Origin of the sequence: Flavobacterium sp. XN-5 (assembly GCF_008033395.2) — a bacterium.
GTDB lineage: Bacteria > Bacteroidota > Bacteroidia > Flavobacteriales > Flavobacteriaceae > Flavobacterium > Flavobacterium hiemivividum.
On record NZ_VOGZ02000005.1, the window covers coordinates 74,424 to 88,063 of the forward strand.

Consider the following 13,640-nt stretch of genomic DNA (forward strand, 5'->3'; position numbering starts at 1 on the left):
AATTCGCTCGTTTGAAATAGAAGTCTTAGTTCACATTGCTTTTTTGACATATTGTATTTTAATAATAATACTCCTGTTGTAAATTTACGCAAGCTTTCCTATGTATTATCCTACTCAGACTAACTTTAAACTTAAATTTTAAACTATTTCTCCTCTTCCCAAATTCTAACATAATCAACTGCCATTTCATAAGGAAAATTAGTTGTAGAAGTTACATTTCCTGGCCAAAAATATTTTCCTGATTGTCCTTTATCTGCACAAGCATAATTAAGAATAAGATAGAAATCTGTTTCAAATGGCCATTTATCTTTTCTATTGCCCGCAGCTTCATAGGTACTGATTAGTTTATTATTCACATAGAACTCAATACGATTAGGTGTTTTTATTATACCATAAGTATTATAATCGGATGCGTTAATTACAGGTTTACTATCTGTTGAAATTGGATTTGAATTTCCATCTACTTGATGCACTACCTGATGAACAAAAGATTCATTATTTAGTCGTTCCATTATATCAATTTCACCACCTTGAGGCCAACCACTATATACTGGATTCTGAGGCATTAACCATATTGCAGGCCAGCCACCTACTCCTGAGCTTGTAAACTTCGCTCTCACCTCTAATTTACCGTATTTAAAACTCAGCTTATTCAATGTTTGTATTGCCCCTGTTTCCGGTAAATCAGTATTTGAATTCCATCTCGCTCTTAAATATAAATTTCCATCCTTGACTTCGGCCAATGAAGCGTCATTAGGAACTACATAATAATTCCATGCTGATTTCCAAGATTGCGTTTGATAGCTAGTCCAATATTTCTGATCATACTCCGTACCGTCAAATTCATCAGCATATACTAATTTCCATGATTTTGCGACCGGTTTTACTATTATGGGCTCTTGTACACTTTCTTGAGTGCTACAAAAGCTAAAAAGCGCAACTATACATACGTAACTTATATTTTTTATATAACACATAGCTCTAATATTATTTCTACTAATAGATTTATAAAAATAATGCATTTCCAATGCTACAATGTGGATTAAAAAATAACCACATCACTAACAAAAGGAAATGCATAATTTATTTTTATGAACTTAAATTACTTACCAACCTGGGTTTTGCACTAAGTTTTTACTTTTTTGAATTTCAGCATAAGGTACTGGATACAAATATTGTTTACGCTCAAAAACACGAGTTTGAAACTTCGTTCTTTGATAAAATGTCGTTGCATCCCCAGCCATATTCATACCTGTGAAATCACCTCCTTGTTTGGCTTCTGGAGTCTCAGCAATCATCCATCTTCTTACATCAAAATAGCGTTGTCCTTCGGTTGCTAATTCGATTCTACTTTCACGTCGGATTGCATCTCTTTGAGCTGCTTTATTACCAATGATCGTTGGATTAAGTACTTCTAATTTAGGTAGTCCAGCACGCTCTCTTACTAAATTTACATATTTTAGCACATCTGCATTTCCAGGATCAACTTCGTTAAGCGCTTCGGCATAAAGAAGATAAAACTCTCCCAATCTAAAAATTATAGAAGGTCTAAACTTACTTCTAACCCCTGGGTTATTAAAATGCACCGTTCTATTGTATCTTTTATAAAGTAAATATCCATTAGGAGTATGCTGACCAGTTCTGTCATTTGGAGTTCCTGTATGAAAATAAGTTTCTTTATTTGAAATGTGCCATTTTCTACCTGCAAAAAATACGGTGTTGTAAAACCTTGGTTCACGATTTACATACATATTAGAAACTTGAACCCCATTATACAATCCTTTTCCGGTTTCTGAATATAGAGGAGAAGAATTTAAAAAACTTGTGTTTTTAATTGGTTTTCCATCCTTCATATAAAAATCATCTACCAGTTCTTGTAAAACAGCTGTGCTTCCTATTCCGTTAGGTTCACTTCTAGGAGTTGAACGTCTTTCAAAACGGTCGCCTGTAATCCCATTATACCCAGTAATAGAAGAAGCCCATATTATTTCATTATTGTACTGTTGGAACAATCCGTATACTGATTTATCAGGATCTAAGACACCTGCTGTAAATTCTTTATATAGTTCATAATTTCCAGTATTTGCATAATCAATCATATCTTTAAGAGACTGCATCGCTTTATTCCACTTTGAAGCGTCAGTTTCGGGGAATAATTTTTTTCCATCTTTATTAGTTAATGAAAGTGCTTCCTGGAATCCTCCGTTTAATAGCGGACTAGCTGCATGAATCCATAACTTTCCGCGAACTGCCAAAGCCACTCCTTTTGTTGGTAAAGCCTTAAAAGCATCATCAGTGGCTGGTAATTGCGGTAGTAAAGGAATGACCTTTACCAACTCTGCATCTATAAAATTAACCACTTCATCAACTGATGAACGAGGTATATCAAGATCTTCTTGTATACTATACGACCTATCCATGATAGGTATTGCTCCGTACTGCTCTAGCAAGAGGTAATGGTAAAAAGCACGCATAAACTTTACGTTTACTGTCATCTTATCAAACTCTTCTTGATCTATTTTATCTGAACTAGGTCCTGAAGCGGGGATTACTTTAGCTTTTTCTAAGAAAAGATTTGCCTGCCTAATTAAGGTATACAAGCTATTCCATCTATGAAACTTTACATTTGAAGGATTGTAGAAAGAGATCGAATAATTAGCGTTATCACCGTAAGAGTTGTTAATTTCATCAGTTATTCCTGTCCAAGGATTGTGAAGTCCTGTTTGTCCGCTGCCATCCCAGTTAGCTCTAACCATCTCTGAATAATCTGGTATACCTGTAAAAACATTTGCATACCACCCTCTGGTATAGCCCGGATTCTCAAAAACTTCATCAACAGATTTTAATCCGCCTGCAAGTTCATCTGATACGTCTAAATAATCTTTGCTACAAGAACTAGATCCTATTAAAACAGTCAATAGGATAATTTTTATTATATTTTTCATACTAATAATTAAGTTTTAAAGTGTCATTTCAAGTCCTAAAGTAACTGTAGTAGGCAATGGATAATTTAAACCTCCATTACCATTTCCTGTTTCAGGATCCCAATACTTTATTTTATCCCAAACATTTAAGTTATACCCCATCATATAAATTCTAGCTGATTGAACATTTACCTTGTTCAACATAATCTTAGGAATATTATAACCAACCTCTACATTTTTTAAACGAAGAAAGCTACCATCTTTTAGCCACCATGTACTGGCAACACTGTTGTTGGCTGAATTTGTATTGCTTTTATGTAAACGTGGCATTAATACATTTTGACTTGGATTTTCTTCAGTCCATCTGTCCAATGCAAAGGTTCTATAATTCGATTGATCTACACCCCAAGCAAAAGGAAACCAACCTTCTGGAGTACTACCACCCAAAACAACTGAAGTGTTAGCTACACCTTGAAAAAAGGCACTTGCATAAAAACCTTTGTACTCTAGGTTTAAACCAAATCCGTAAACAATTTCAGGATTTTGAGGATTACCCACTCCCCTTTTTCGATCAAATGAATTTATAACTCCGTCGCCATTTAAATCCTTGTATTTAATATCCCCTGGAGCAATTAAACCTCCAAGCGTTGGCGTAGGAAGCCCATCTTTTAAGGCATAAGATTTTGTTCCATTTTGGTTTGTAGTGACATTAAAATCAGACTCTTTATATAAGCCATCTGCAATGTATAATACATTTTCATTAACCCTTGTTCCTGTAACTTCCATCCATTTGTGAGGCTGTGGCAACTCGTCATACTCTGTGATTTTATTTCTGGCAAAAGTAAATGTGCTCCTAAAACCAATTTTAAAATCATTGATTTGTTGATTTGCATCGATACTTCCATCAATTCCCCAATTCTTAACTTTTCCATAATTCTGCCAAGGAGAAGTTCTAAAACCAACACTTCCTGGAATAGTTCTACGCTGTAGTAAAATACCTGTTCTTTCAGAACTAAAATAATCTGCAACAATATCAACACGTCCATTAAACAACCCAACGTTAACTCCGTAGTTCTGTTTGTCTTCAATTTCCCAGCTTAAAAAAGGAGCTTCAAACTGCCCTTCCACAACTCCAGAACCTAACCCGTTTGAACCACCACCGCTGGTAATACCTTGATTGAAACCTCCAGCACCTAAATTAAATGTAGGTCGGTAAAGAAACCTTGATGTTCCAGTATTATCATTACCTGTGCGTCCCATCGATGCTCTAAAGCGCAAAGTGCTAACATAATCTTTTAGACTCTCTGGGTAAAAATCTTCATTCGATATTTGATAACCCACCCCTACTGCAGGGAAAAATCCATAACGGTATCCGTCAGCAAAAGCTTCACTTCCAGTGTAACCAAAATTCCCTTCGATAAAGTATTTTCTATCATAGGAGTAACTTAATCTTCCCACTAAACCTTGTTTTCTAAAAGCTAAAGCTTCCGTATTGTACTGCGTTTCTTTTTGCATATAAAGCAACATCCCTTCAACAGAATGGTCATCAAAACTTCTTTTATAGTTTAAAGCTGACTCCATATAAATTCTCTTGTCTGCATTTGAAGTTTCAGTTGGTTCACTCATATTCTCACTACCAGCATAAGTCCTTGAAAAAATAAGCTTACCATCAGCATCTCTTCCCGTTGCAAAATACCTACTTGGGTTATACGATCTACTGCTATAAAAATTTCCATTATAGTCATAACTCACAAGCCCACGATACCCTAATCCCTCAGTGATAAAGTCTAATTTTTGTTCAAGACGTACCGATGATTGAATATTAGATCGCCATTCTTTAGAATAGCCTGAATTCATCAACATATTATAAGGGTTTCTCATGTTTGAATCTCTTTCCTGCTGGAAAGTAGCTATAGTACCATCACTATATACCGCTGGAAAAACATGTGCGGGTGTAATTAACATTTGTCTAAAAATAGTAGATGAACCAACTCCAGGATAATTATTAACCAAATACTGACCGCTTAAATCAACACTTAGTAAAGTTGATTTTGTAATATTCATGTCAATATTACTGCGCAAATTAAAACGTTTCACACCAATATTAGTCTCATAACGATTAGTTGGATTGTCTTTAAAAATTCCACTTTCATTATAATATGCCCCAGATACGAAATATCTTGATGCCTCAGTTCCTCCTCTTACATTTAAGGTATACCTGTGATTTTCAGTAAAGTTTTTTAACATAGTCTTCATCCAATCTGTATTAGGATATAGATCAGGATCCACTTCATTTCGATAATTTGAAATCAACTCATCACTAAAAATAGGTGATTCTCCGTCATTTTTTAATGCTTCATTATATAATTGTAAATAATCAGCCGAACCTACAAACTTAGGAAGTCTAGTTGGTTGTGACACACTGTGCTCTGTTCTAAAAGAAATAACTGGCTTTTGAGCTTTTCCTCTTTTAGAGGTGATAATTATAACACCATTAGCACCCTCAGCTCCATAAACCGCTGTAGAAGCAGCGTCTTTAAGCACTGAAAATGTTTCGATTTCGTCCGGTTCAATATCATTTATAGAACGAGGAACTCCATCCACCAAAACTAAAGGCTGAGAGCCTCCAGCAAAAGTGCTAATTCCTCTTATCCAAAATTCAGAATTATCATAACCAGGCTCACCTGACCTCTGTATAGCAAGAAGTCCTGAAACTTGTCCCGCAATATTATTGGTTAAATTCCTGGTAGGAAACTTTAAGTCTTGGCCTTTCACTGTACTTACAGCTCCAACAATTTGTTCTTTCTTTTGCTTACCATAACCTACGACAACTACATCATCCAGCTGTTCATCTGATCCTTTTAAAATAACTGTAATAGGATTACTGCTTACAGCCACTTCTTGAGTTGCCATTCCAATAAACGAAATAATAAGTCTCGATGATTTTGCAGGTACTTCAATAGTAAAGGTTCCGTCTTCTTTAGTAACTGTTGCTATAGGACTTCCCTTAACACCTACAGTAACTCCAGCTAAAGGAAAACCAGTTTCATCCACAACTTTACCGGTAACTATTTGTTGTACCGCAGATCCCGAAATTTTTACTGGTTTAGAATTAACTGTTACAGTATTATTCGAAATATAGAACTTAAGATTTGTGTTATCTAAACATTGATGCAATAAAGCGCTAACTGTAGCATCCTTAACATTTACACTCACATTACCAACTTGTTTTAGCAATGCGTCTTTTATAAAAAAATCATAACCTGTTTGTTTGTTAATCTCCTCAAAAACTTTTTTCAATGGAATACTTTTTGAAGATAGAGTTACTGTTTGTGAAAAAACAGCTGCACTTACCTGAAAACAAGCAACAAAAAGCAGAACAACACTTAATTTCATAATTAGAAATGTTTTGGAATAGTCCCTACTATTATTTCTAGGTGGGTACTTTTTAAATAAATAATTCATAAATTTGGTTTGAATTTTGGTTAAACATAATAAATAACTTTTTTCGCAATTAGTTTTTTGACTTTGACCTTAAAATTTTAACCGTGTAGTGGTGCAAACACTATGCGGTTTTATTTTATTTCTAATTTTTCACATAGGCATTGGTTTTATTTTACATAAATTTTCTTTCCTTCAATTTCAAATTTTACTCCCGAAGTTTCCATTAATTTTAAAACTTGAGAAATATTACTAGAGCGCTTAACTATAGCACTAAATGTTTCAGTACTAACTTTTCCGTGATAAACAACTTCTACGTCATACCAGCGACTTAGCTGCAGCATAATTTCTTGTATCGTATTAGAATTAAACTGAAACTTCCCTTTAGTCCAAGCGACTTCTTTATTTAAATCAATATTGTTTTTCTTAGATAACTGACCGTTTTCTTTTAGTTGAGACTGTTCCCCTGGTACCAGGCAAACTGTTGATTTTTCACTGTTAATTTTTACAGCACCTTCTAACAATGTTGTTTTAATTATAGATTCATCATGATACGATGAAACATTAAAATGAGTACCTAGCACTTCAATATCCATCTTTGCTAAACTCACAATAAAGGGCATTTTTTTGTTTTTTGCCACCTCAAAATAAGCTTCGCCAGTAATTGTTACTTTTCTTTCCTTCCCTACAAAAGCAACAGGGAACCGGATGGAAGAAGCAGCATTTAGCCAAACCTTAGTCCCATCTGGCAATACAAGTTGATATTCTCCACCTCGTGGTGTACTAACGGAGTTATAAACTAATTCTTTAGTAGTTTGATTTAACGTAGTGTAAGATAATTGTCCTTTAGCTGTTTTAACTATCTGAGTATTGGACTGCTGAGTAACAAGTCCATTCTTTGTAGAATCTAAAACAACAGTAGAACCATTAGATAATGTAAGTATGGCTCTATTTCCTCCTGGAGGTAAATCTTTTTTAGCCAAAACAGGAGCGGTAATAACAGTAGTTTCGGAATCATTTGTCGAGATAAAATTATAATAAGTTCCTAGACCTATAAACAGAAGAATTAAGGCTGCCGCCGCTTGTTTGTACCAGCTGATTTTGCTTAAGTGGAAGGTTTTCTTCTTTTTCGTAGTTTTTTGTAGTATTCCCGCAAATAATTCACGCTCAAGGTTTTCTTTATCATTTTGAGAAAGTAGAGAAGTAACACTCGACTCTTTCTCAAAATGATTATAGTACTTCTCAAGAAACGAAACTTCACTCTCAGAAGCTTGCCCCTTGAGGTACTTTTTTATAACTTTTATGAATTCTTTTTTCCTGAGTAAATTGGTCATACTATCTTCCCTTTATATAGATGTACCAGAAAAATATAAAACTCCCAAAAAAAAAATTAAATTTATTTTATTATTTCATTTAACGCAACCAAAACAAGTGTAGAAAGTATCACTTTGTCATATAAATCAGTAGTTGCACGTCCAACTTGGTTTTGAACAGTTTTTTGTGAAATTTGTAATAACTCAGCAATTTCCTTAGTACTCAAGTTTTCGCGAAAGTGTAACATAAATATTTTCCTCCTCTTTTCAGGAAGACATTCAACCCAACTATCGAAGAGAATTTTTAGATCCTGATCATGCAAATTGCTTTCGGGACAATTATGCTGACTACGAATGGTATCAAATAACGCAAGAAAAACAGGACTTGATTTTTTCTTCGAAAATATCTTAAAAACCTGAAAACGTACCGCTGTATTTAGATAAGCAGATAAATTTTCAATTTCGACTTTATCCCTTCTATTCCATAAATCGATAAAAACATTTTGTACTATATCTTTACTATTATCTATATCTTTTATCCTCCTAAATGCAGCATCAATTAAAGACTGCCAATAGCGGTGGTAAATTTCCTCAAAAGCGGTACTACTATCGTTAGAAAGAAGGTCGAGTAACTCTTTATCGGTATATGTTCTAATTGATTTCAAGAAAATCTAGTTTAATAATTATTGATGTTAGTGTAATTATTCTATAGTCTAAAAATAAAGTCAATTATAAATAGAAAGAGAAGTTTTTTCTTAATGTTTTGGGTTTGAGATTAAAGTAAGATAATCTAAACACTTTCATCAAAAAGGTATAAAAAACTCCGAAATAAACTACAAATAAAAGCCAAAATCTTTATTTTTTCAATATTAAGCAATTTGCATTTACTAAGCAAAAAATACGCTCTATTAAACAAAAAAAATAAATATAAATAAATAATACACAAAACTATAGTTAAATATCTAAACATTAAAAATTAGAACTACTATCTATTTTAATAAAAAATTCGTCCTAAAATTCAACTTCATTAAAACGGAGTCGATTTTTACGGACGAATTTATATTTTACTATTAATTACCTCAATAGTTTCCTTAAAGGCTTCATTCCAACTTTCTCTTTAAAGCATTCACTTCATCACCATTTGCGGTTTCACCTGGATCAACAATAGCCGAAGAATGGAAAAATATAGCCTTCGTTTTTTCTTGTAGTAAACTAAGATTACTCGAACGCAATCCGCCGCCTGGCATAATTGTTATTCTTCCATTAGCTTTAACAACTAATTCAGCTAACACCACAATACCTTCTACTACATTTTGCTCTTGCCCAGAAGTCAGTATTGTTTTAAATCCGCAGTCAATCACCGTTTCAAGCGATTGATATACATTATTCACCACGTCAAAAGCGCGATGAAAAGTACATGGGGTCGGACTGGCTAGAGCCACTAATTCACTGTTCTGTTCTATATTAATATTACCTTCTTTGTCTAAAATCCCGAAGACAAAACCATCTACATTTAATTTTTTAAACGCGATGATTTCTTCTTTCATTTGTTCGAATTCAGCATTCGTGTAAACAAAATCTCCACCACGCGGACGAATCATTACATTCAAATCGATTGACAATTCTATTCGAGCTTGTTCTGTAATTTTAAGATCAGGCGTTGTTCCGCCCTCTTTCATATTAGCGCATAATTCTACCCTATCTGCGCCATTTGCTTGCGCTATAATTGCAGATTCTTGATTAAAACAGGCAATCTCTAATTTGATTTTTTTCATTTATTATTTTAAAAAATATTCGGCATCAATTAATCTATTTCCAGTGTCGTCATGAACGGCATAATTAAATCCTCCCTGAACACAATAAGATCCGAAATCTCCTTTTTTATTCAAGGCTATAAAACCTACCTGAATATCTTTTAATTCCTTGCCTCTGTTTTTAGTCAATTTTACGATTCGGGAGACTGCTTCTTCGCAGGCTTTTTGGGGTGATTTCCCCTGACGCATTAATTCGACAACCAAATGGCAACCCACAATCCGAATCACTTCTTCACCATGACCAGTAGCTGTCGCCGCACCAATTTCGTTGTCTACAAACAAACCTGCACCAATGATAGGAGAATCCCCTACTCTCCCATGCATTTTGTAAGCCATTCCACTAGTCGTACATGCTCCTGACAGATTTCCATCAGCATCTAAGGCAATCATACCAATGGTATCGTGATTTTCAATATTAGCTATCGGTTTGTATTGACTGGTTTTCAGCCATTCTTTCCATTCTTTTTCGGACTCTTCTGTCAATAAATTCTCTTTTTTGAATCCTTGAGCTAATGCAAATTGTAAAGCACCTTCTCCCACTAACATCACATGCGGCGATTTTTCCATCACTCCTCTCGCAACAGATATAGGATGTTTGATATGTTCTAAACAAGCTACTGAACCTATATTAGATTTTTCATCCATAATACAAGCATCGAGCGTTACACGTCCTTCTCTATCTGGTCGTCCACCAAAGCCTACACTACGTTCATTAGGATCACCTTCAGGGATTTTTACTCCCGCTTCTACAGCATCAAGAGCGCGCCCTTTTATTTTCAATACTTCCCAAGCTGCTGCATTAGCTTCGATACCAAATCTCCAAGTAGAAAGAACTATAGGTTTTCTTACTTTTCTCGACGTAACATTTTTGTTTTCTTCTTCGGGCTTTCCTACAAAAGAATTCAATCCAACAGCCACCGATGCCATTGCTGCAGTCTTTATAAAATTTCTACGATTACTCATCTTATTATTTTTAATTGTCTATCGTTTTGTAATTTACAATAAAACTAGAATTTCTAGCATTCTTTGTATTTCTAATCTCAAAGATATTATTTTGAAATTTAAAATAATACTCTGAACTTATTAGCGGCTAAAATTCACTTTGTTTTAATTATTAGCCAAATAGTAATCTAAATTACCACCTAAGCAACTGTTCTAATCAGCTTACTATTTACGCGCCTATCTTCTTAACACAAAAAAAGAAATTAGTTTATATCAAAGTATTCTTTATAAATTAAACTTGTAGCTCCTAGCAAAGCTGCTACCTCATTATCTGAAGAGATAATAACATTTATTTCTATGCCCTTATTTTTAAGTATTTCTTCAAAAGAAGGCAAGAAAAAAGAACTTGCGTTTGCGATTTTCCCTCCGATAATAAAACTCTCAGCCTCGAAAGTTTCTAACCAAGGTGCTACAATTTCAGCTAAATCTTCACCCAATTGCTGAAACGATTGAATTGCCAATCTATCGCCAGCTGTCGCCAAATTAAAAATTTCAAGCCCGTTGTCAGCCATAGTACCACTAAGCTCATAATAGCACTCTTTTAATCCGCGAGCGGACACATAATCTTCGGCGATACTATCTTTATATGCTGCGTTATAAAGTTCGCCATCTAACGGAACTTGGTTCCCCGTTGTAATTGCTTCTCCATTTTCGATAAAACAAGCCCCTAATCCAGTCCCCAGAGTGACTGCCATAACTTTTTTAGAACGATTCTCCCCATTTTTAAAAACTTCTCCTTTACCAAAACTATCTGCATCATTTTCGAAAAAAACTGGAAAATCATGCGCTAAATCAAGTTGGTTTTGAATTAGTTTCCGGATATCTAATCCATAAAAATTTTCGTATTTAGTTTGCCCTTTGATCCAGCAAATTCCATTTTTATAATCGAATGGCCCTGGCATACAAATGGAGATTCCGGCAAATTCTTCGATGCCAGAATTTTTCGATGAAGTACGAATAACTCGTTCCCAAATATCCATTACCTGATCTACCGCAAGATTCGAATCAAATGATTCTTTGGATAAAGAGGATTCTAGCAATTTCATTTCATTGACAGCGATGACTCCAGCTGTGATATGGCTACCGCCAACATCTAATCCTATTGCGTATATATTTTTCATCTATTTATATTAACTGGACAACTCCTTTCTAAAAATGTACTACTCATTTTCAAATAACGCTGTCTCTACATCTATATCTTAATTTCCTCAGTAAAAAAAACTGAGTTTTCAACTCTTCACTACTTCAAAATCATTTCTTCTCATAAACTCTGACGTAGTCTACTAAGAATTTTTGTGGCAAAATGGTATCGTCAATTGGTCCAGGCCAGTTCGCTCCCATTGCCAAATTCAGCAATAAATAAAATGGTTTACGAAAAGGATTATCATCACCCACTCCCGCCGAATCAACTGAAAAACTATGATACTTTTTATCATCAAAATAAACATCAATCGTTTGCTCATTCCACTCTATGGCATAAACATGAAAGTCCTCTCCCAAATTTTCGGTAGTAATCTTATTCCCATTCGATTTATTCCCTTTGCCAAGAGGGTCAGGAAAATGCATCGTTCCGTAAATTTCTTTGGGTTGATTTCCCACAAATTCCATAACATCAATCTCACCACATTTTGGCCAACCTATTTCAGATCTATTCGTTCCCATCATCCAGATCGCTGGCCATATTCCTGCACCTTGAGGCAGCTTAGCTCTGACCTCGATTCTTCCATATTTCCAACCTACTTTCCCGAGAGTATTGATACTAGCGGAAGTATATTGGGCGGTAGGGCTTTCGGTTTTCCAAGTCTTATTTTCTTCAGAATAGAACTCATTTGGATAGCTTTCCTTTCTGCCTGTAATAGCCAAAGCTCCTTTGCTTACCCACACATTTTCTTTTCTAGCATTAGTATAATATTGTTGCTCATTATTTCGAATATGTCCTACTTCGTAATTCCATTTTGATGGATCTGGAAGTCCGGTATAATTAAATTCTTCTTTCCATACTAATTTCCATTTTTCCTTTTTTTGTGCGTTTAAAGAAGCGCTACCAATTAGTATTGCTACTAAAAACGATTTGCTAAAAGGTGCTATTTTTTCATTCTTAATCATACTTTTTCATAATTTCATAAGTTGTACGCTTATATTATTTTATAATTTACTCTACAAAAAATCAACAAAATGTCAAATAGAAACTACGATAAATACAGCAGAATGATCTGAAATGAACATCCCATTTACCGTTTCAGAAAGAATATTGTGTTTCTTAACTTTTACATCATTATTGACAAAAATATAATCGATAATTTGTCGCTGATGAAAAGGAACTTTTCCAAACCCGTTAAATGTCCAAGACTCCCCATACACCTTTGAAGTCCTAGAACGTGAATCAAAAATAGTTATAGCCTCAGCAGATGAAAGCATTTGCTTTACAACACTTGATTCAGGTTCAGCATTAAAATCTCCCATAATAATTAAAGGTAAACCTTCGCTTAAAAGCGCCACTTTCTCCTTAATTAATTTAACGCTCTCTTGCCTAGCAATCATTCCTTCGTGATCAAAATGAGTGTTAATTACAAATAACATCTTATTTGTTTTAATATCTTTTAACTGAGCCCAAGTTGCAATTCGCTCGCACGCAGCATCCCATCCTTTTGACGGTTTCTCAGGTGTTTCACTCAACCAAAAATAACCTGATTTGCCTACTTTAAATTTATCCTTTTTATAAAATATTGGACTGAATTCGCCTTTCTCCTTTCCATCTTCTCTTCCTACTCCAATTGCATTATAGTCGGGTAATTTCTCCGAGATATATTTCAGTTGATTCGCCAACACTTCTTGAGCTCCAAGAATATCAACTCCATTAGAACGAATCATTTTTGTAACTTCCTCTTTTCGATACTTCCAGTTGTTTTTATTATCATCTGGGTTATCGTATCGAATATTAAAAGTCATAATCTTCAAGTCAAGATTAGATCTATCCATCGTACTTGACGATAGAGAAAAAAACAACATTAAATAAAATATGTTTTTCATAAGTTGCTACTTTTTATTAGCGATGGTGAAATGAATTTGCTTCTACTATTCGATAAAACTTTGACTGAACAGCTATTCGCCGTTTCTCCTTTAATTATCTCAAATCTAAATAATGA

At 34.4% G+C, this 13,640-nt stretch carries 10 protein-coding genes; all 10 read right to left on the reverse strand.

All coding sequences use genetic code 11. From position 1 onward, the window contains the following. Window positions 1-143: 143 nt before the first annotated feature. Window positions 144-977 carry a glycoside hydrolase family 16 protein gene (locus FQU23_RS10140; protein ID WP_165425757.1) on the reverse strand — a complete coding sequence of 278 codons (834 nt, stop codon included), beginning with the start codon at window positions 975-977 and terminating at the stop codon, window positions 144-146. Between the two features lie 129 nt (window positions 978-1,106). Continuing rightward, the gene (locus tag FQU23_RS10145) at window positions 1,107-2,945 is read right to left on the reverse strand and encodes a RagB/SusD family nutrient uptake outer membrane protein (RefSeq protein WP_209282340.1); all 1,839 of its coding nucleotides are present in this window, start codon (window positions 2,943-2,945) and stop codon (window positions 1,107-1,109) included. Window positions 2,946-2,960: 15 nt separating this feature from the next. After that, window positions 2,961-6,320: a TonB-dependent receptor gene (locus FQU23_RS10150; protein ID WP_209282341.1), complete on the reverse strand. Its 3,360-nt coding sequence runs from the start codon at window positions 6,318-6,320 to the stop codon at window positions 2,961-2,963. 215 nt (window positions 6,321-6,535) lie between these two features. Next, entirely contained in the window at window positions 6,536-7,699 is a 1,164-nt protein-coding gene (locus tag FQU23_RS10155; protein ID WP_147673717.1) for a FecR family protein, read from the reverse strand. Window positions 7,700-7,761: 62 nt separating this feature from the next. Beyond that, window positions 7,762-8,343, reverse strand: a complete 582-nt coding sequence (locus FQU23_RS10160) for an RNA polymerase sigma factor (RefSeq protein ID WP_165425758.1) — start codon at window positions 8,341-8,343, stop codon at window positions 7,762-7,764. A gap of 435 nt (window positions 8,344-8,778) precedes the next feature. Further along, window positions 8,779-9,453 (reverse strand): copper homeostasis protein CutC, encoded by a 675-nt coding sequence (locus FQU23_RS10165; RefSeq protein ID WP_147673719.1) that lies wholly within the window; start codon window positions 9,451-9,453, stop codon window positions 8,779-8,781. A gap of 3 nt (window positions 9,454-9,456) precedes the next feature. Then, window positions 9,457-10,455 (reverse strand): isoaspartyl peptidase/L-asparaginase family protein, encoded by a 999-nt coding sequence (locus FQU23_RS10170; protein WP_147673720.1) that lies wholly within the window; start codon window positions 10,453-10,455, stop codon window positions 9,457-9,459. Window positions 10,456-10,697: 242 nt separating this feature from the next. Then, window positions 10,698-11,615: an ROK family protein gene (locus tag FQU23_RS10175; protein ID WP_147673721.1), complete on the reverse strand. Its 918-nt coding sequence runs from the start codon at window positions 11,613-11,615 to the stop codon at window positions 10,698-10,700. Window positions 11,616-11,745: 130 nt separating this feature from the next. Next, window positions 11,746-12,600, reverse strand: a complete 855-nt coding sequence (locus tag FQU23_RS10180) for a family 16 glycosylhydrolase (RefSeq protein ID WP_147673722.1) — start codon at window positions 12,598-12,600, stop codon at window positions 11,746-11,748. Window positions 12,601-12,672: 72 nt separating this feature from the next. After that, entirely contained in the window at window positions 12,673-13,524 is an 852-nt protein-coding gene (locus tag FQU23_RS10185; protein WP_147673723.1) for an endonuclease/exonuclease/phosphatase family protein, read from the reverse strand. Window positions 13,525-13,640 lie beyond the last annotated feature (116 nt).